Annotated in this window: 17 protein-coding genes and 1 tRNA gene; 3 read left to right on the forward strand and 15 right to left on the reverse strand. The window is 51.6% G+C overall.

The genetic code is table 11. From position 1 onward, the window contains the following. Positions 1-47: 47 nt before the first annotated feature. Entirely contained in the window at positions 48-533 is a 486-nt protein-coding gene (locus tag HRI97_RS07365) for a hypothetical protein (protein ID WP_253724855.1), read from the forward strand. A gap of 117 nt (positions 534-650) precedes the next feature. On the opposite strand, the gene gap is transcribed toward HRI97_RS07365, so the two are convergent. Further along, on the reverse strand, positions 651-1,700 hold the full coding sequence (gene gap, locus HRI97_RS07370; protein WP_253724857.1) for a type I glyceraldehyde-3-phosphate dehydrogenase: 1,050 nt from the start codon (positions 1,698-1,700) through the stop codon (positions 651-653). 204 nt (positions 1,701-1,904) lie between these two features. Here gap and HRI97_RS07375 point away from each other — a divergent pair. Then, positions 1,905-1,976 (forward strand) — tRNA-Val (locus HRI97_RS07375). 1 nt (position 1,977) lies between these two features. Further along, positions 1,978-3,639, forward strand: a complete 1,662-nt coding sequence (locus HRI97_RS07380; RefSeq protein ID WP_253724858.1) for a nucleoside kinase — start codon at positions 1,978-1,980, stop codon at positions 3,637-3,639. Here HRI97_RS07380 and HRI97_RS07385 read toward each other — a convergent pair whose 3' ends face one another. The 14 genes from HRI97_RS07385 to HRI97_RS07450 all read right to left on the reverse strand — a co-directional run bounded on the left by HRI97_RS07385 (position 3,640) and on the right by HRI97_RS07450 (position 18,741). Then, positions 3,640-4,074: a flagellar export protein FliJ gene (locus HRI97_RS07385; protein ID WP_180486471.1), complete on the reverse strand. Its 435-nt coding sequence runs from the start codon at positions 4,072-4,074 to the stop codon at positions 3,640-3,642. After that, positions 4,071-5,480: a FliI/YscN family ATPase gene (locus tag HRI97_RS07390; protein WP_253724860.1), complete on the reverse strand. Its 1,410-nt coding sequence runs from the start codon at positions 5,478-5,480 to the stop codon at positions 4,071-4,073. The genes HRI97_RS07385 and HRI97_RS07390 overlap by 4 nt, the downstream gene beginning before the upstream one ends. Positions 5,481-5,863: 383 nt before the next feature. After that, positions 5,864-6,796: a flagellar assembly protein FliH gene (gene fliH / locus HRI97_RS07395; protein WP_253724862.1), complete on the reverse strand. Its 933-nt coding sequence runs from the start codon at positions 6,794-6,796 to the stop codon at positions 5,864-5,866. A 20-nt stretch (positions 6,797-6,816) separates the two neighbouring features. Beyond that, on the reverse strand, positions 6,817-7,932 hold the full coding sequence (fliG, locus tag HRI97_RS07400; RefSeq protein ID WP_253724863.1) for a flagellar motor switch protein FliG: 1,116 nt from the start codon (positions 7,930-7,932) through the stop codon (positions 6,817-6,819). Between the two features lie 4 nt (positions 7,933-7,936). Then, the gene (gene fliF, locus HRI97_RS07405) at positions 7,937-9,649 is read right to left on the reverse strand and encodes a flagellar basal-body MS-ring/collar protein FliF (RefSeq protein WP_253724865.1); all 1,713 of its coding nucleotides are present in this window, start codon (positions 9,647-9,649) and stop codon (positions 7,937-7,939) included. Positions 9,650-9,800: 151 nt separating this feature from the next. After that, positions 9,801-10,160, reverse strand: a complete 360-nt coding sequence (fliE, locus tag HRI97_RS07410) for a flagellar hook-basal body complex protein FliE (RefSeq protein ID WP_253724867.1) — start codon at positions 10,158-10,160, stop codon at positions 9,801-9,803. A gap of 58 nt (positions 10,161-10,218) precedes the next feature. After that, complete coding sequence (flgC, locus tag HRI97_RS07415) at positions 10,219-10,680, reverse strand: flagellar basal body rod protein FlgC (protein WP_021331366.1); 462 nt, start codon at positions 10,678-10,680, stop codon at positions 10,219-10,221. A gap of 63 nt (positions 10,681-10,743) precedes the next feature. Further along, complete coding sequence (gene flgB / locus HRI97_RS07420) at positions 10,744-11,163, reverse strand: flagellar basal body rod protein FlgB (protein WP_016520259.1); 420 nt, start codon at positions 11,161-11,163, stop codon at positions 10,744-10,746. A gap of 120 nt (positions 11,164-11,283) precedes the next feature. Beyond that, positions 11,284-12,870, reverse strand: coding sequence for an ATP-dependent protease ATPase subunit HslU (hslU, locus tag HRI97_RS07425; RefSeq protein ID WP_253724868.1), 1,587 nt, complete (start codon positions 12,868-12,870; stop codon positions 11,284-11,286). Positions 12,871-13,087: 217 nt separating this feature from the next. Further along, complete coding sequence (hslV, locus tag HRI97_RS07430) at positions 13,088-13,630, reverse strand: ATP-dependent protease subunit HslV (RefSeq protein ID WP_016520263.1); 543 nt, start codon at positions 13,628-13,630, stop codon at positions 13,088-13,090. A gap of 134 nt (positions 13,631-13,764) precedes the next feature. Then, positions 13,765-14,670, reverse strand: a complete 906-nt coding sequence (locus HRI97_RS07435; RefSeq protein ID WP_253724870.1) for a tyrosine-type recombinase/integrase — start codon at positions 14,668-14,670, stop codon at positions 13,765-13,767. A gap of 14 nt (positions 14,671-14,684) precedes the next feature. Further along, complete coding sequence (topA, locus tag HRI97_RS07440) at positions 14,685-16,844, reverse strand: type I DNA topoisomerase (RefSeq protein ID WP_253724871.1); 2,160 nt, start codon at positions 16,842-16,844, stop codon at positions 14,685-14,687. 153 nt (positions 16,845-16,997) lie between these two features. Next, on the reverse strand, positions 16,998-18,026 hold the full coding sequence (dprA, locus tag HRI97_RS07445; RefSeq protein WP_253724873.1) for a DNA-processing protein DprA: 1,029 nt from the start codon (positions 18,024-18,026) through the stop codon (positions 16,998-17,000). Then, complete coding sequence (locus HRI97_RS07450) at positions 18,016-18,741, reverse strand: tetratricopeptide repeat protein (protein WP_253724874.1); 726 nt, start codon at positions 18,739-18,741, stop codon at positions 18,016-18,018. Before HRI97_RS07450 ends, dprA begins: the two co-directional genes overlap by 11 nt. Positions 18,742-18,870: the final 129 nt, after the last annotated feature.

Consider the following 18,870-nt stretch of genomic DNA (forward strand, 5'->3'; position numbering starts at 1 on the left):
TATAGCAGATATGTAATTTTTATTCAGTATCTGCTATACTGTTTTATATGAATGACGAACGAAAACAATTTTTTATCGAACTCGAAAAAAAAACGGGCGATGCCGTCGAAGCGCTGGAATTCGTGTGCATCAATGCGGACAAAAAAACCTACGCAGCGCTCTCGCTCGCTTCTTCGCGCACCGAGCTTTGGGGACTCCTCGTCTTTTGCGCGCGGGGGCTGTATTTTTACGTTTCCCCGTCCGAAAATTTTATGTCTCTGATGTTTCGGCAGATGACACGCGGGAAAAAACCATCCGAACAGATCATCGACCTCGGCCGAATCGAATCGCTCGAAACCGAACTGCCTCCGAAAAAATGGTACAGTATATTTTTTACCGATATAAAACACCGCGTCGACGCGTCCTTCGTCTTTGAAAAAAAACGATATTATTTTTCGATGACGACACTCTCTTCTGCGACAGACGTGCAAGAGCGGATTCGAAAAAAGCTGCACGGAACATCGGCGGTATCGACATACATAAGCTCGCCCTAGAGCAGCGGAGCTTCAAGCGAAATCGCGCATAAAAAAACCGGCCGACGCGCATCACGCACCGACCGGTTTTATCTATTAATAATTATTAAAAATAATCCGAGCGACGAGGCGAAAGCCTTACTTGCTGATAACGCGGATCATTTCGCAAAGCTTGTTCGAGTAGCCCCATTCGTTATCATACCACGCGATCAGCTTTACAAAATCGTTTTCAAGCGCGAGACCCGCATGCGCATCGAAGATCGACGTGTGGCTGTCGCCGGTAAAGTCGGTCGAAACGACTTGATCTTCGGTGTACGCGACGATGCCTTTAAGCGCGCCGTTTGCCGCTTTTTTCATCGTTTCGCAGATGTTTTTGTACGCTTCGTCTTTGTCTTTGCCGGCAGCCTTTTCAAGCTGACAGGTAAGATCGACGACCGATACGTCGGGAGACGGGATGCGCATCGAAATACCGGTGAGTTTGCCGTTGAGCGCGGGGATAACTTTTCCGACCGCTTTTGCAGCACCCGTCGTCGACGGGATGATATTGTTGTATACGGAGCGTCCGCCTCTCCAGTCCTTTCCGCCCTTTGACGGACCGTCGACCGTAAGCTGCGTACCCGTCGATGCGTGCACCGTCGTCATAAGACCGCGCTTAATACCGTATGCATCGTGAATCGCTTTTGCAAGAGGAGCAAGACAGTTCGTCGTGCAGGACGCGTTCGAAATGATCGTCTGACCCGCATAGGTCGTGTCGTTGACGCCGTACACGAACATCGGCGTATCGTCCTTGGAAGGAGCCGACATGACGACTTTTTTCGCGCCGCCTTTGATGTGCGCTTCGCACGCTTCCTTCGTCAGGAAAAAACCCGTCGATTCGACGACGACATCGGCGCCGCATTCGCCCCATTTGATATTCGCCGGATCTTTTTCGGCAAAGACGCGGATTTTGTTGCCGTTTACGATGAGGTGCTGATCGTCGAATTCGACTTTGCCTTCAAAGCGGCCGTGAACCGAATCGTATTTGAGCAGATATGCGAGATAATCGATCAGCATTTTCGAAGGATCGGCTTTATTGAAAGCGAGCAAATCGTTGATGCCGACAATCTGAATGTCGTTAAAGTTTGAAACCGCAGCGCGGAATACCATGCGTCCGATGCGACCGAAACCGTTGATACCGACTTTAATCATACTAATAACCCCTTATTAATAAAAATCATTTTATAACAATAATTTTACGCTTTATAAATGCCAGTGTCAAGGCGGCGCATTGCGTATTGCGGCGCATTGCATCGCATTCGGTCTTTCATATTCCTTTCATATTCCTTTCATATTCCTTGACAGCATATAGCGAACCTGTTAAAATACATTATTATATTCGATACTTGATCGTTCGGGCGGTTAACTCAGGGGTAGAGTGCTACCTTCACACGGTAGAAGCCATTGGTTCAAATCCAATACCGCCTATATGCAGGGGCATACGCTTTCCGTCACTTTTCCGTCAGGCAAAACGCTGTGTGTGCCTTCCGGTACGCCGCTCAATACGCTGCTTCCGCACTTTTCCGAAAAGAGCGAACACATCCTTGCCGTAAAAGTGAACAACGGAGTCGAGCCGTTCGACAAACCGCTCGAAATCAATTCCTATCTCGAACCCGTCCTCGACTCGAGCAAAGACGGTGCGCAAGTGTACCGCCGTTCGCTTTGCCTCCTGCTCGCCGCAGCCGCGCACAAGCTCTTTCCGCTGTCACGCCTTTTGTGCGGCCACAGTCTCGGAAGCGGCTATTACTATACGCTCGAAACGGGAAAACCGATAAATAAGGAGCAGATCGCCGCTCTCGAAAAAGAGATGCGTCTCCTCGTCGCAAAAAATCTTCCGATAACCGTGCAGTTCCTTTCCTATACGGACGCGGTTTCGCTTTTTGAAGCGCTCGGGCGCGTCGAAACGCGGCTGCAGTTGAACTATTTTTGTCCGCCGCGCGTTAAAATCAATTCCCTCGACAATTTTTCCGATCTCTATTTCGGCCCCCTCGTTCCGTCAACGGGATTTTTGAAAACGTTCGGCCTCCTCCCCTACGGCAAAGGTTTTTTGCTGCGCTTTCCGCAGCCGTCGGCCCCCGACGAACTCCCCGAATTCGTCGACCAGCCGCAGCTTTTCGAAATCTACAGCCGCTACAAAGAATGGGGAAAACGCATCGGCGTAACGTCGGCGGCGACTTTAAACAAGCTCGTCAACGAACGCAGGATAAACGATTTTATCGACATCGCCGAAACCTTTCAGCAGCGACAGTTCGCCGACGTCGCCGATCAGATCGCAAAGCGCGAGCGGGTGCGTGCCGTATTGATTGCAGGCCCGTCGAGTTCCGGAAAAACGACGGCCGCAAAAAAGCTCGCGCTCGAACTCCAAGCGATCGGTTACCTGCCGCACGTACTCAGTCTCGACAGCTATTATGTCGGCCGCGAAAAAAATCCGAAAGACGAAAACGGCGATTACGATTACGAATGCCTTGAAGCGCTCGACATCGATTTGCTCAACGACAATCTGCTCGATCTCTTTGCCGGAAAAGAAGTGCGCATCCCGTCGTATAACTTTATACGCGGAGAACGCTATTACGAAGACAAAAATACGATAAAGCTCGCCCACAACGAAATTTTAATAATCGAAGGAATCCACGGATTAAACGATAAACTGACCTCTCGCATTCCGCACGAACTCAAATTTAAAATCTACCTGTCGGCGCTCACGCAGCTGAACCTCGACGACCATAACCGTATTTCGACGAGCGACAACCGTCTCATCCGCAGAATCGTGCGCGACTCGCAGTTTCGAGGTAAAAGCGCCGCCGAAACGATTTCTATGTGGCCGAGCGTGCAAGCGGGAGAGCAAAAACACATCTTCCCGTTTCAAATCAATGCCGACGCGATGCTCAACACCGCCCTCGACTACGAGCTCGCAGTCCTCAAAGTCTACGCCGATCCGCTTTTGAGATGCGTCAATCCGACGCAAAAAGAATACGGAGAAGCGTGCCGCCTTTTGAGCTTTTTATACAACTTTTCGCCGATTCCGCCGACTGCCGTTCCCGCGAGATCGATCATGCGCGAATTTATCGGCGGCAGTGCATTCCATTATTAATTAAACTCTTTCCCTCGCTGAGCGCGCATTTGTCACGTCGTCGGCGACATCGTTCGCTTCGTTCATCTCCGCATCTCTGTACTCATCGAACTGCCGTTCGCGCAGTTTGCGGAGGCCTTCCGTTTTTTGCATCGCTTCCTGCATTTCTTTGCGCCTTTGCTCCGAAACGAGCTTCGCTTCGGCGAGCTTTTCCAACAGGTACGCTTTTTGTTGATCGAGGAGGACGTAAAAATCGTTTGCCCGCGCTATGTCGTTGAAATCGGTCGAGCCGCGCATCGTTTCGGTGAGAGAAGCATATTGAAAAGCGACTTCGTCGATGCGCATTTGAATATCGTGTTCGACCGCCATCGCTTTACCGAGCGCGAGTTCCGCTTGGCTTTGCAGATACTCGCGGTATTTCATCACGTCTTCGAGGGGAAACGCAAATTTTTTCATTCGGACTCTTCGGCGATTTCCGCGGCACCCAGAGCAGGAACGACGGGAGCTTCTCCGTATTCTTCGATCGGAATCGCAACCCCCGAAAGCTCGGAAAGTTTTTTGAGCGTTTCGTCGAGCGGGCACTTTTCGTATTCTTCCTGCATTAAAAAAGCTTCGATGGCGGCATGCTTTTCGAGAGCCGCATCGATTTCAGCCGAATTGCCTTTTTGATAAATGCCCGTCGTGATCATCATTTCGTTGTTCGCATAAGAAGCCATAAGCGTGCGCAGTATGCCGACGGCTTTTTGCGTTTGGCGTCCGGTAACGCGCTTGGAAAGGCGGCTTATCGACTGCAGCACGTCGATCGCGGGGTAATGATAGGCCTGTGCGAGGCGGCGGTTTAAGATGATATGCCCGTCGAGCGTTCCGCGCACTTTGTCGGTGATCGGTTCGTTGAGATCGTCTCCGTCGACGAGCACGGTATAAAACGCCGTAATCGACCCCTTGTCGTTTGTACCGGCTCTTTCGAGCAGCTTCGGGATCATATCGAACACGCTCGGCGGATAACCGCGCTGTGCCGGCGGTTCGCCGTTTGCAAGTCCTATTTCCCGCTGCGCCTGTGCAAATCGCGTAACGGAATCGAACATGAGCATGACGTCTTTACCTTTGTCGCGGAAATATTCGGCGACGGCGGTCGTCACGTAAGCTGCGCGCAGGCGGCAGATCGACGGCTGATCGCTTGTCGCCATAACGACGACCGAACGAGCCAAGCCTTCTTTTCCCAAATCGCGGTTTATAAAATCGAGCACTTCGCGGCCGCGCTCTCCGATCAAACCGATAACGTTGATGTCGGCGTCGGTATTGCGCGCTATCATGCTGATGAGCGTCGATTTTCCGACGCCGCTTCCGGCAAAGATACCGAGCCGCTGCCCCTTACCGACGGTGAGCATCGCATCGATCGCACGAACTCCCGTCGCTACCCGGCGCACGACGGGAAGACGCTTCATAGGATCGGGAGGAGAAGCGACTGCGGGATAATAGGTTTCCGGCACGATTTCGCCGAGCCCGTCGCAGGGTTTTCCCGTCGCATCGATGACGCGTCCCAAAAGCGATGAGCCGACGGGAACGCGCAGTACGGAACCGGAAGCGACGACTTCGCATCCGACTTCGAGCCCCTTCGTGTCTCCGTATGCGGTGAGTTTTACCGTCGTACCGTCAAGGGCGACGACTTCCGCCGCAAGCGTTTCATTCGAATCCGGCATGCGGATCGTACACATTTCGCCGATGACCGAACGCGGACCGCGGCTTTCGATTTCGAGGCCGTTGACCGCCGTCACGTGTCCGATGTATAAAATCGGATCAATCGCTTCAGCCGTTTTGAGGTATTTTGAAAAATCGAATTCTCCCGTATACGATGAACGCATGTCCCCACCCGCACCGATTTTATTAACATAAAGGGGCTGTCCAAAAACTTCAGTTTTTGGACAGCTTCCTTGATTTTATATGCGATGTTTAAAATTAAGTCCTTGCAATATAAAGACTTAATTTTAAACTCGACGGGCTGTCGAAAAAGTAACCGACTTTTGAGACAGCCCCTTTTCCGCCGTTTTTGTTGTTCATATGGAATGGCGAGTTTTGAAAACGAATAAAATTGTGCAAAGGCGAGGTTCCGGCTGCGTGCCGCTTTGAGCGTTCCGCTATGGGAGTCTGCTCTAAAAGCTCAACCGCGGCTAAGCGGACGGGTTCTCGCCGAAACCACCTTTTTTTATTATGCCTACTTTCAAAACTCGCCATTCATACTATTAATCTAAGAAGACGGTTCGATCACGTCGGATTTTGCAAGCGTCTTTACCGGTGAGATTTCCATGACGCGATTTTCGAGTTCGCTGAGCTGGCTCGAAATGCGCGCGTCGATTGCGCCGAAGTCGGTTTCGACGATACATCCGCCCTTTTCGACCGTCGAATCTTCGACGACCGTAATACCGCGGATGTTTTCGACCCGCTTGATAAAATCGTCTATGTGTTCCGTCGTGAGTTTGACGTCTTCGAGGTTGACGCGCAGCGTCACTTCGCATCTGCCTTTTACCTTTTTCAGAGCAGCGAGCACGTTGCTCATGATGACGCTCTTTTGATTTTCGGAAATGATTTTGACGACTTTGCGCGTCATCAAAATGACGAGTTCTACGATCTGCGTTTCGGTATCGCGCAAAATCTCTTCGCGGCGGCGCATGACGGCTTCGAGCATCGCGTGCATACGCTCGATGAGACGGTTCGCTTCGGCTTCTCCGTCGCGGTAGCCGCTTTCGTGCCCTTCGTCAAACCCCTTTTTATATGCATCCGATTCGACTTTTTGCCGCTGAGACTCGGCATCGCGGACAATTTCCTGCGCCGATTCCTGCGCTTTTTTTACGATCTCTTCCGCACTTTTTTGTGCATCGGCTTTAATAATATTCGCTTCGTCGGTTTGCCGCTTTACTTCGGCAAAGGCCGCCTGTTCCGCTTTCCGGACGATTTCATCCGCAGACGCCTGCGCTTCGTCGAGCATCCGCTTTTTTTCCGCTTCCCAATTTTTTTTGTACTCTTCCGCTTCGCGCCGCAAATCGTCGACCGTCGGCCCTTCGTATTCGGGCGCTTTTTCGACTTTTTTTTCTTCGGCCGGCTTAAAGTCGTGGACGAGCTTCAGCATCACTTCGCCCTTTTGAGATTTGACTTCATTCGGGCGGAAAACGGTTTTTGCCATCTGCTTCCTCTATAGTGCCGTCAGGTTACGAGTTCGTCTTCACCCGAACGGGCGATGACGATTTCACCGGAATCTTCAAGACGGCGGATCGTCGAAACGATTTTTTGCTGCGATTCTTCAACGTCTTTGAGGCGCACCGGCCCCATGAATTCCATATCCTCTTTTAACATACTCGCCGCGCGCTTGGACATATTGCGGAAAATTTTATCCTGCACTTCCGTATCGACGGATTTGAGCGCTTTTGCGAGTTCCTGCGTATCGACTTCGCGCAGCACTTTTTGAATGGCGCGGTCGTCGAGCATAACGATATCTTCGAAGACGAACATTTTCTTTTTGATCTCTTCGGCCAAATCGGGATCTTCTTCTTCAAGCGATTCGATGATCGCCTTTTCGGAAGAACGGTCGACGAGGTTCAAAATTTCTACGATGCTGTCGACGCCGCCGGCTGCAGTGTAATCTTCGCTTGAAAGCGTCGAAAGTTTTTTTTCGAGCACGCGTTCGACTTCGCGCAAAACATCGGGGGAAGTTCTGTCCATCGTCGCAAGACGCTTCGAAACTTCCGGCTGCATTTCTTCGGGCAGATTTTGGAGTATGACGGCGGCTTTGCCCGGTTCGAGATACGCGAGGATGAGCGCAATCGTCTGCGGGTATTCCTGCTGAATAAAGTTCAGCAAGTGCGCGGGATCGGTTCTCCGTATAAAATCGAAGGGGCGCACTTGGAGCGAACTCGTAAGGCGGTTGATGATGTCGATCGCTTTTTGGCTTCCGAGCGATTTTTCGAGGAGTTCGCGCGCATAGTCGATACCGCCGGTCGTGATGAAATTCTGTGCATTCATCAGCTCTTGGAATTCTTCAAGAACGGCGTCTTTAAATTCCGCGTCGATCGTTTCCAAACGCGCTATTTCAAACGTCAGCGTTTCGACTTCGTCTTCGCGAAGATGCTTCATGATTTCGGCGGAAACGTCGCTGCCGAGCGACACAAGAAAGATCGCGGCCTTTTGCCGGCCGGTTAAACTCTTGTAATCTTTTATGCCTTTTTTGCCGCCCGCCGACGTCGGCGTTTTTAAGCTGCCGGGCTTCGGAATCGGCTTCGGATTGTTCGATTTTGCACCTGCGCCCTTCGATTCTTCTGCCATACTGTCACTCCTCCATCAGCCACGTGCGTATGAGCATCGCGACGTCTTCCGGATGTTCTTTTGCCATCGCGATCGCATTTTCCTGAAGCTCCGCCCGCCGCGACTCTTCGACGGACATCGTAACGCCCATACCCTCCTCTTTCGCGTCCCACAGCGCCTGCTCGCGGGCAGCCTGCTGCTGGCGCAAAAGCTCTTCTTCACGAAGACGGCGCCGCCGTTCGATTTCCCGCATAATGAGGCGGATGACGATGAACAGCACGAGCACGAGCGCAATCGCGCCGAGAGAAATCATAAGTGCAAGACGCCGCCTGATGCCCGCAAAATACGCTTCGTCTTCCGCGGCAAACTGCGCGGTTCTGTCGTACGGAATATTCGTCACCGTTACGATATAATTTTTGCTGACATCGTAGCCGACAGCTCCTTGAATATAGTTCGCCGTCTGCACGAGCGTATCCGTCGGAACGGGCGTATACACGCGCTGGATCCTGCCCGTTTCCGGATCTATAACCGGCTGATGGGTTTTCGGATCGAGCTGCGTCGTCCACGTACCGTCGACGTTCGCCGCAACCGAAACGCGGTCTATCTGCGGACTCGTCTCTTTGTGCTCCTGAGTAGTGTTGACGACGTTGTTTTGCGTAACGCCCGTTTCGGTAGAACGCCCGATGACATTCGACATATCGGAATACACGGGCGGCGTCTGACCTTCGGTGCCCGCAGGTCCTTCGGGATTAAAACCCGTACCCTGCCATTCTTTCGTAACGGTCTGCTGCGAAATCGTGAGCGAATCGCGGAGCTCCGAATCGTCGTAGGGAGTGCGCGGATTGTCGGCGCGGATTTGAATCGGCGTGTAGATCGTGGAATCGCTCGTACGCTTCGACATATCCATATCGATTTTGATATTCAAATCGCGCATGCGGTCTTCGGTATACGTACTCTGAAGCGATTTTAAAATCTGCGCGCGGTAGTAGGCTTCGAGCTTTTGAATTTCTCGCTGCTGGCGCGCGACGAGATTGACGGTATCGATCGCATCCATCGCGGCGAAATCGTTTAAGACATTGCCGTCGGCGTCGGTGATCGTAATGTTTTCGGGACGCAATCCTTCGACCGCCGTCTGCACGAGGCTTTGGATGCCGCGTATGCGCCTGGGATCCTGCAGCAGAGAACTCATAGGCTTTACGCGCAAAATGATGCTCGCAGTTACCGGATTTTGTTCGGAAATAAACAGAGAGTTGTCGGGCAAAACGATGTTGACGTCGGCCTTCGTTATGTCGTCGATCGCTTCGAGGTGCTGCTTTACCGTCTGCGTGATCGCGTTTTTAAGGCGCACGTTTTGTTCGGCGTCCGTCGTCGACCAGCTTCGATTGTAAAACGAAGCGAACGGATCGATATTCGACGGAACAAGTCCCTCGCCGATAAGTACATCCCTCATGCGCCGCGCGGTGCGTTCGTCTCCGACGGAAATATAACCGTCGTCGGTCACGTACGCTTCGACGTTTTGTTCGCTCAATTTGTCGAGGATTCTCGTCCGCGCCGTCTCGTCGGTAACCGGTGAATTGAAAAGCCGCACCGTCGTCGGACGCGACGAAAGAGATGCCGCGAGCACGATTGCAACGATGACGAGCGCAACAAGGGCAAAGAGCACGACCTTTTGTACGACCGTTCCTTTTGCCCACAAATTTCGTATAGATTCAGTAAGCCTTTTGAGCCATTCGTTCATCTACCCCTCCCGTGAACGAATACGTAAAACGGCAAATCGCACCGTTAAAGTATAGGGAATTATACCATATTATTATATTTTTGAAAAGAGAAAATTTTATAAACGCTCATCGCCGCCTCATGCCGTGCACGCAGGTACATGAAGCGCACCCTTACCGCGTCGTCGTGATTTCGTTCCAACCGGAAACGATACGATCGATCACGTTTTGCGCAAGACTGAGCGACATCCGCGCTTTCGCCATCGCGATCGTCACGTCCTGCGGATCGACCGATTCGGGCTCGGTGAGAATCTTTTGTTCAAGCGCGTTGACGTCGAGCTGGTCGGCATTCATCGACTTTACCGCATCGATGAGATAGGATTCGAAATCGATTCGCTTTTTTTCAAGCGCGTTTTTTGCAGCGGACGGAATGCCGTTCAGCGGAGCGCCCGCTATATCCGAAAGCTTTGCGCGGCCCGTGTGAGCGGAGAGCGTGCGGTTCATTTGCAATATGCCGAATTCCGGTATTTTCATAATTTTCCCCTGCGCTCAAATCGTCCGAGCGCTTTTACCCGCCGTTATTATAACGCTTTTACCGTCCTATTTCCAGTGCGGAAGCAAACATATCTTTTGCGCCTTCGATGACCGTCGAATTGGCTTCATAGGCGCGCGAAGCTGCGATCAAGTCGACCATTTCGTTGACGATGTTGACGTTCGGATATTCGACGTATCCCTTGTTCGGTCCCGACTGTATCGCGTCGGGATGCGTCGGATCGTAGACGAGGCGGCCTTCGGTATCGGTATCTTTTACGATCTGCAAAACGCGAACGCCCTTTCCCGGACCCTCGTCCAAGTCTTCGGGACAAAACGGCATACGCCACTGCACCGACTTTTCGCCGATCGCCTGGAGTATGACGCGAGAACGTTTAAAGGGGCCTCCTTCCTGCGTCCTCGTCGTAGAAGCGTTCGCGATATTGTTTGCGATGACATCGCTCCGAAGGCGTTCGGCTGCCATCCCCGTCGCGGCAACGTTTATACTTGAAAAAAGTCCCATACAATACTCCCGTAAAGTGTGCGCCTTTTACGCGCACTTTAAGCTATAGTTCAGAAGTGCCTATCACCCTTTTTGCATCGCAGTGTTCACTTGCGAAAATTCGAAATTGATGAGAGAAGCCATCATGCGATATTGCATCTGCGACTGCAAAACGATCATCGCTTCGGTTTCCGCATCGACGTTGTTGCCGTTCGGCTTCGCAGTCGTCGTATAATCGAGGACGCGCCTCGGCTCGACGTCGCGGTAATCGTAAGGCTCGTTGAGCGCAAAATGCCTTTCGTCGGTTCGCGTCAACTGAAAACCGTTTTTAGCCTTTTCTTCCGATTCGAACGCGCGTTTGAGTTCGCTTTCAAAATTGACGACGCTGCGTTTGAAATTCGGAACGCCGCTTGCGGCCATATTGTTCGCCGACACTTGATAGCGCAGTGTATTGACATCCATGCCGCGGTGCAGTAAATCGACCGCCCTCGTGAAGGTACTCATACTACAAATTTCGGCAGATAGCGGAAAGGGGTTTAGCGGAAAATAAGGGGGAATCGGCGGGGCGTATAAAAGCGGATTTCCGCCGAAAAGATATTCCGACGGAAAACTCGCTGTACAGCCTTAGAGTATATATCGCGACATATCGCCGTCGGTGACGATATCTTTGAGCTTGTCGTCGACGTATGCCGCGTCGATATCGATCGTTTCGCCCGCGTGTTCATCCGCGGTAAACGAAATATCGTCGAGCACTTTTTCCATAATCGTGTGGAGCCGCCTCGCGCCGATGTTTTCGCTCTTTGCGTTTACGTCTTCGGCGAGAAAGCTCATACGGTCGATCGCATCCTCGGCAAAACGTACCGTCACTCCTTCCGTTTCGAGGAGCGCGACGTACTGTTTTGTGAGCGCATTTTTCGGCTCGGTGAGGATTTTTTTGAAATCGTCTTTTTTGAGCGCATCGAGTTCCACGCGCAGCGGAAAGCGTCCCTGCAGTTCGGGAATCAAATCGCTCGGAGCCGAAACGCTGAACGCTCCGGCCGCAATAAACAAAATATGAGAGGTATCGACGACGCCGTACTTCGTATTTACATTGCTGCCTTCGACGATCGGAAGGATGTCGCGCTGCACGCCTTCGCGGGAAACGTCCTGCCCGCGCGATTCTCCGTTTTTCGTCGCAATCTTATCGATTTCGTCGATAAAGATGATGCCGTTTTGTTCGACCCGTTTTTTCGCTTCGGATGCGACTTTATCGCGGTCGATCATCGTGTCGAGCACTTCTCCGCTTATGATTTTCCGCGCTTCGTGAATCGTCACGGTTCTCCGCTTCGCTTTGTTTCCGCCCGAAAACATACCGGCGATGCTCTGCATGCTGCTTTCGAGATCTTCCATATTGCCGCCGGCGATGATTTCCATGCTCGGCATTTGAAACTGAGGATGCACCGTAAGTTCCACTTCTCTCTCTTCGAGCTTTCCTTCGCGCAGCATCGTGCGAAACTTTTCCCGCGTCGAGCTTTCTTTTTGCCGGCTTTCACTCTGCGCTTCCGCATCGGATGAGGCGGCCGCTTCCGATACCGCATCGTATAAAGCGGATCTTTTCGGCGGCGCATTCTGTGCAGCATCTTTTTCCGAAGCACCGCCCGACCGATCGGAAAGAGATGACGCTTTCGATTCCGCGCCGCCCGCTCCGCTTCCGTTTATAAACGTAAAGATATTTCCGAGGACAGCCGCATCTTTTTTTTCGTTCGCTTTTGCAGCCCTGTCTTTTTCGGCGGAACCGGGGAGCAGGAGATCGAGAAGCCGGTCTTCGACGAGGGGCACACTTTTTTCGCGCAAACGTTCTTCCATTTCCGCTTTGACGTCGTTGAAACCGACCGCCATCAAATCGCGTATCATCGATTCGACGTCGCGCCCGACGTAGCCGACTTCGGTGTACTTTGTCGCTTCGACTTTTAAAAACGGCGCCGAACACAGCTTTGCAAGCCGCCGCGCGATTTCCGTTTTGCCGACACCGGTCGGTCCTATCATGAGGATATTTTTCGGCGCAACTTCGTCGCGGATATCTTCGGGGAGTTTCAAACGGCGGTAGCGGTTACGCAGCGCAACGGCGACCGCGCGCTTCGCCTTTTCCTGTCCGATGATGTATTGATCGAGCCTGAGGACTATTTCCTTCGGCGTCAAATCCGTGTGTACTTCTGCCGGTACGTCGCTCATGCGTTTATGCCTCCCATAAAAACTTTTGCAGGAAATATGAATTTCCGAAAAAGTTTTTAGCCGTGCGCGTGTGCGCACACGTTCAATAGTCGAGTTTGCAAAACAAAACGTATCGTATTCATGCGATTTTTATCGAAATAACACGTATATATGTCTTCTGCAAACATCCAAGCAAACTCGAGATAAAAAGTGTCGGCGATATTTCAGACGGCGCTTTTTATCGTACCTCCTCTACCGTCAAATTACCGTTCGTATAGATGCAGATTTTACCCGCAATTTCAAGACTCTTTTCCGCAATTTCGACAGCGCTCATATCGGAGCTTTCGAGATACGCAAGAGCCGCCGAATACGCATAGTTTCCTCCGCTTCCGATCGCGCACACGTCGTTTTCCGGTTCGATGACGTTGCCGTCGCCTGAAATGAGCAATATTTTCGTTCCGTCGGCGACGAGGAGCTCGGCTTCGAGCTTTTGCAGAGAACGCTCGGTACGCCACATTTTGGCAAGCGCGACGGCGCTGCGCATGATGTCGCCCGAATACTCTTTCAATTTTTCTTCAAATTTATCGAACAGTGTAAACGCGTCCGCAACAGAACCTGCGAATCCGGTGAGCACTTTTCCGTCGTATATTTTGCGCACTTTGCGCGCGTTGCCCTTTACGACCGTGTTGCCCGCAGTCACCTGTCCGTCGCCCGCCATCGCAACCTTTCCGTTCCGGCGGACGGCGATAACCGTCGTACTGTGAATTTTTCTCGCAGCCATATACACTCCAACAAAAACAAAAAAATAAACGGCGCGGCCGTTTTACACCGGCGCATTTACCGCCGCTTCGCAATCGATTCGATCCCACACACAATTAACAATTAACAATTACACATTATCAATTATTAATTGTCTCAGCCTTTTCCGTGCGGATGCGCTTTTTCATACAATTCGATAAGGCGCTCTGTCGTGATATGCGTATAGCGCTGCGTCGTCGAAATGCTCGCGTGTCCCAAAAGCTCCTGCACGACGCGCACGTCCGCACCTTGTGAAATCATTGCGGTCGCAAAGGTGTGGCGCATCGCGTGCGGCGAAATATGGCGAGCCGTCCCTTCCGCACCCGAATAGCGCGACAGTATCCAGCGGATGCCGTGCGCACCGAGAGCGGTGCCTCTCCTGTTGACGAATATTTCACTCACGTTGTCCGTCATGCGTTTTTTTGCAAAAAACTTTTTCCTGTCGGCAAGATACGCTTTGAACGCTTTTTGCGCATCTTCTCCGAAATACACGCGGCGGTCTTTACCGCCCTTTCCGGTGACGAGGGCGGAAGAAAAATCTTCCGACATATCGCTTAAGCGAACGGAAGCGAGCTCCGAAACGCGGCACCCCGACGAATAGAGCATTTCCAAAATAGCGCTGTCGCGAGATGCCCACAGGATTTCTTTTTCTTTCGGTACGGCGCACAGCTCGTCGACTTCCGCGCCGGTTAAAAAGCGCGGCACGTGATGCGGCATCTTTACCGTTTTGATTTCCTCTGCGGGATCTGTATTAATATACTCAAATTTTTTGCAATAGGCAAAAAAAGTTCTACACGCGGCGATAAAGCGGTTTACGGTTGCGCTTGATTTTTTTTCTTTTGAAAGAGCTCCGATGCAGCTTCTGATATCTTCGGCGGACGCTTCCTTCACGTCTTTTTCCGCGCCTAAAAAAGCCGAAAGGCGTCGCAAATCGTTTCGGTACGCACAAACGGAATTGAGCGAAAGTCCGCGCACGGCTTCGAGGTAGAGCAAAAATTCGTCTATCGCATCCGAAAGGCGCATCGGTTTACCCTGCGCTATTGCCGAGACTCGGGAGCACCTTCCGACTCTTTTTCAAAAGCCGCAGCATCGTCGGCGGAATGCAAAAAGGTGCAGTCGGGATTGATGCACGATTTATACGTGCCGTTCTTTTTGTCGTATTTTTCGACGAGGAACCATCCGCACTTCGGACAATACTGATCGATCGGTTTGAAATGCGAAATAAAATTGCACTTCGGGTAATTCGTACAGCCGTAAAATTCTTTGCCTCTTCCCTTCGTTTTCCGTGCGACGATCTCTCCGTCGCAGCCGGGCATCGGGCACTTCGCAAGCGGGATCGAACGCGTGTTGCGGCATTCGGGAAATCCCGAACAGGCGAGAAAGTATCCGAAGCGGCCGAGTTTTTTGACCATGGGCTTTCCGCATTTTTCGCACATGATATCGGTTTTTTCGTCGAGAAAACCTTTGACGCTTTCCTGCGTTTCCATCACGTCGTCGACGCGTTTTTTGAACGGGCCGTAAAAATCTTTTATCATCCCGTTCCACACGAGAGCGCCCTGCTCCACTTTGTCGAGATCGTTTTCGACTTCCGCGGTAAAATGTTCGTTGATAACGTTCGGAAATGATTCGACGAGGATCTTACATATCATGCGGCCGAGGACAGTCGGCACGAGTTGTCGGTTCGTCCGCGTCACATAATAGCGGTCGAGCAAAACCGAAATGATCGGCGCATAAGTCGAAGGTCTGCCTATCCCTTTTTCTTCGAGCGTTCGAACGATGGACGCATCGGTATAGCGCGCGGGCCCTTGAGTAAAGTGCTGTTCGGGATAAAATTTTTCGCACGCGATTTTTTCGCCTTCTTTCAGCGACGGGAGATTTCCGGTTTTATCCTCTTTCGACGAAAGGAGTTTGATGACATGATAAAACCCCTTGTCGACTATTTTGCTTGCGGATGCGCGGAAAACCGCATCGCCCGAAGCGATTTCAACGCTCGTCGTCCGCGTCTTCGCGTTGTTCATCTGACTCGAAACGAAGCGCTCCCAAATGATCGAATAGAGGCGAAGCTGATCGCGCGTCAAATATTCTTTTATCGAATCGGGCGTATACGACACGTAGGTCGGGCGGATGCCTTCGTGCGCGTCCTGAGCCGCTTTTCCGACTTCATACTTTACAGGCTCTTCCGGAAGATCGTCGGGATAATTTTTTGAAAGCCACGAACGCACTTCGTCGAGGGCGGTTTGCGAAATGCGCACGGAATCGGTACGCATATACGTGATGAGACCTACGCGGCTTTCACCGACGTTGACGCCTTCGTAGAGCTGCTGCGCGATCTGCATGGTTTTCCTCGACGTGTAGCCGAGGCGGTTTGCGGCCGCCTGCTGCAATTTCGACGTCGTAAACGGCGCTTTCGGTTTTACCGTTTTGTCGGTCGTCTTTACGCTTACGACCGTGCAGTCGGAATTTTTTATCAAGTCGATAATTTTATTGACTTCGGCTTCGTTTTTCAATTCAGCCTTTTCACCCTTGTACGAAACGAGCTGAGCGGTAAACGTCGTTTTGCCTTTTACAAAATCCGCATCGAGCGTCCAATATTCTTCGGGCAGAAAATTTTCCACTTCTTCTTCGCGCTCGCAGATGAGACGAAGCGCGACCGACTGCACGCGGCCGGCCGAAAGACCGTTTTTCACTTTACTCCACAAAAGCGGACTTAAATTGTAGCCGACGAGGCGGTCGAGCACGCGCCGCGCTTTTTGCGCGTTCACTTTGCTTTCGACGATTTCGTCGGGATGCTTGACCGCTTCTTTGATCGCAATCGGCGTGATTTCGTTGAATACGATGCGGCTGATCGGAGCGCTCGTCTTTTCTTTCAGCGCCTTATTCAAATGCCATGCGATCGCTTCTCCTTCGCGGTCGTTATCGCTTGCGAGCAGGACGGCCGTCGATTTTTTCGCATCCTTTTGCAGCTCTTTTAATAATTTTGCCCTGCCTCTCACGGTGATGTATTCGGGCTGAAAATCGTGATCGACGTCGATCGCGAGGCGCGATTTCGGTAAATCGATCAAGTGTCCCATGGACGCTTTTACCGTATAGCCCGGGCCGAGATATTTTTCGATCGTATGCGCTTTTGCCGGAGATTCGACAATCACGAGCGTCGATTCTTTTGTTTTTGAAGCACGTTTTTTTGCTGCATCAGCCATAGCCTTCTCCCATAAAAATTTTAACGCGAGAGTGCGGCGTTCCGCACCGCACCCGTATAGTAAACTGCCCAAAAACTTCAGTTTTCGGACAGCCGCGTATAAGGGCATCTTAAAACACTTGCCCCGAGCGATTTTTTCAAAATTTCGCCCCTCTTAAAAAAGAGAGGGCTCGCCGCTTCGCACACCGGGGGCTTCCGAGCGGCAGCGGCGGTAATCGGCATAATCTTTTATAACCGGAGCGCCGTCGGCGACGTATTTTTCCGCCGTTCGCTCGGTCTTTCCTTTTGCGGCTTCTCCCCTCTCGATCTTTTTTTCGAGCTCGCACTTCGCTTGCCGCGAAACCGCCTTTGCAGGAGCGGAAAACGCCGCTTCGTGAATCATCACGTCGCGGTTATAATCGAGGGCGTACTGCGCCGTAATGAGCGCGCCGCTTCCCGGGGGCGATTCGACGACGACGGTCGCAGGCGACAGAGCCGCGATAATGCGGTTTCTGTGCACGAATCTCCACGCTTCGGCAGGGACTCCCGGAAGATATTCGCTTACGAGAACCCCGCCCGTTTTAATAATTTTTTCCGCAAGCCTTTTATGCGAAGACGGAACGATCATATCCGCTCCGCACGGAAGGATCGCCGCGGTCTTTCCGCAGTTTTTTTCAGTCCCCGCTTCCATCGCATCGAAACAGGCATCGACGGCTCCTGCGTGAGCCGATGCGTCGATTCCGTACGCGAGACCCGACACGACCGTAACTCCGTTTCGGGCGGCATCGCGTGCAAACGAAAAAGCCGCTTCTTTTCCTTCTCTCGTCATGCGCCGCGTTCCGACGACGGAAACCGTTTCGCCTGAAAGACAGGATGCGTTTCCGCGGCAAAACAACATAAAAGGCGCATTTTCCGCTTCCGCAAGAAGCGCGGGATATAAGGCATCCCCGTTTAAAATCGTTTCGATGCCGAACGCTTTAATAATCCGCTCGGCCTTTTCCGCTTCGCGCACGCACGAAGGGCCGTTCCACACGGCGGATCGAAAAGTTCTTCCGACAAGCGTTGCGATATCGTCTATAGACAGTAGCGCAAGGGCGGCGGCGCTGTCAAGGTTCTTCAGTAAAATATTTTTTTCGCGCAGCGTCAAAAACGATACGCCCGCGAGACACAGAGAAAGAAAATAGTTTTCCTTTTCAACGCCCATAGGCCGCATCCAAAGCGATTTTTTTATTTGCTTCCGCGAGCGCCTTTTTTTCTTTATCTTTCGTCGTTTTAATAATGGAATCGTACATGGCCGCCGACGCTTGAAAATCTCCGGTGCGGAAATACGCGTTCGCAAGCACGGATTTCGCATCGGTGTGTCCCGTGTCGATAGTTAAAAGCGTTTTAAGATAGGGAATCGCTTTTTCGCTTTCGTCGAGTTCGAACACGTAGAGCACGCCGAGCCCGTAAAGCGCGCGGACATAGCGGCTTTCGATCGCGATCGCGCGGAGATATGCCGACTCCGCCAATTTCAAATAATTATATTTTTTTGTCGTACTGCCCGTCGCATCGTAATCGAGCGCCGAATGCGCCATATAACCCGCGCACACGCCGACATAGTAATAGAGGTTTTGATTTTCAGGATAATATTCTATCGCCTTTTGATAACACGAAAGCGCTTCGCCCCACATTTTCAAATCGATATAGCGCGAGCCGAGTATCTTATACCAAATGCCGATTTGCTCGTTCGCAAGCGTTATATCCGCAACGCGCTTTTCGTATTTTGCAATCGCCTCTTTGTATTCGTCGATCGTCGTCGGGGACGAAACGCCTTCTTCCGTCTGCTGCAGACGTTTGACGGCTGCATTCGACGATCCGCATGAAACGAATATTAAAATTAATAATAATAAACTTGCCGTTATACGTATTTTTTTCATAGCAACCTCGATTTTCGAATCTTTCGTCTACTATATCAATATATACTAAAATTGCAAGAACAAGGCAATCGAAGGACAAAGACGACGCACATCGCGCACGGATACGTTTTATTTTACCGAACGCCTGCA

The sequence above is a fragment of the Treponema socranskii subsp. buccale genome (assembly GCF_024181585.1).
GTDB classification, from domain to species: Bacteria; Spirochaetota; Spirochaetia; order Treponematales; family Treponemataceae; genus Treponema_D; species Treponema_D buccale.

Excerpts from the sequence above, each read along its gene's own strand:
- HRI97_RS07365 (WP_253724855.1), top strand. The coding sequence starts at position 48 with ATGAATGACGAACGAAAACAATTTTTTATCGAACTCGAAAAAAAAACG.
- gap (WP_253724857.1), bottom strand. The coding sequence starts at position 1,700 with ATGATTAAAGTCGGTATCAACGGTTTCGGTCGCATCGGACGCATGGTA.
- HRI97_RS07380 (WP_253724858.1), top strand. The coding sequence starts at position 1,978 with ATGCAGGGGCATACGCTTTCCGTCACTTTTCCGTCAGGCAAAACGCTG.
- HRI97_RS07385 (WP_180486471.1), bottom strand. The coding sequence starts at position 4,074 with ATGAAAAAATTTGCGTTTCCCCTCGAAGACGTGATGAAATACCGCGAG.
- HRI97_RS07390 (WP_253724860.1), bottom strand. The coding sequence starts at position 5,480 with ATGCGTTCATCGTATACGGGAGAATTCGATTTTTCAAAATACCTCAAA.
- fliH (WP_253724862.1), bottom strand. The coding sequence starts at position 6,796 with ATGGCAAAAACCGTTTTCCGCCCGAATGAAGTCAAATCTCAAAAGGGC.
- fliG (WP_253724863.1), bottom strand. The coding sequence starts at position 7,932 with ATGGCAGAAGAATCGAAGGGCGCAGGTGCAAAATCGAACAATCCGAAG.
- fliF (WP_253724865.1), bottom strand. The coding sequence starts at position 9,649 with ATGAACGAATGGCTCAAAAGGCTTACTGAATCTATACGAAATTTGTGG.
- fliE (WP_253724867.1), bottom strand. The coding sequence starts at position 10,160 with ATGAAAATACCGGAATTCGGCATATTGCAAATGAACCGCACGCTCTCC.
- flgC (WP_021331366.1), bottom strand. The coding sequence starts at position 10,680 with ATGGGACTTTTTTCAAGTATAAACGTTGCCGCGACGGGGATGGCAGCC.
- flgB (WP_016520259.1), bottom strand. The coding sequence starts at position 11,163 with ATGAGTACCTTCACGAGGGCGGTCGATTTACTGCACCGCGGCATGGAT.
- hslU (WP_253724868.1), bottom strand. The coding sequence starts at position 12,870 with ATGAGCGACGTACCGGCAGAAGTACACACGGATTTGACGCCGAAGGAA.
- hslV (WP_016520263.1), bottom strand. The coding sequence starts at position 13,630 with ATGGCTGCGAGAAAAATTCACAGTACGACGGTTATCGCCGTCCGCCGG.
- HRI97_RS07435 (WP_253724870.1), bottom strand. The coding sequence starts at position 14,670 with ATGCGCCTTTCGGATGCGATAGACGAATTTTTGCTCTACCTCGAAGCC.
- topA (WP_253724871.1), bottom strand. The coding sequence starts at position 16,844 with ATGGCTGATGCAGCAAAAAAACGTGCTTCAAAAACAAAAGAATCGACG.
- dprA (WP_253724873.1), bottom strand. The coding sequence starts at position 18,026 with ATGGGCGTTGAAAAGGAAAACTATTTTCTTTCTCTGTGTCTCGCGGGC.
- HRI97_RS07450 (WP_253724874.1), bottom strand. The coding sequence starts at position 18,741 with ATGAAAAAAATACGTATAACGGCAAGTTTATTATTATTAATTTTAATA.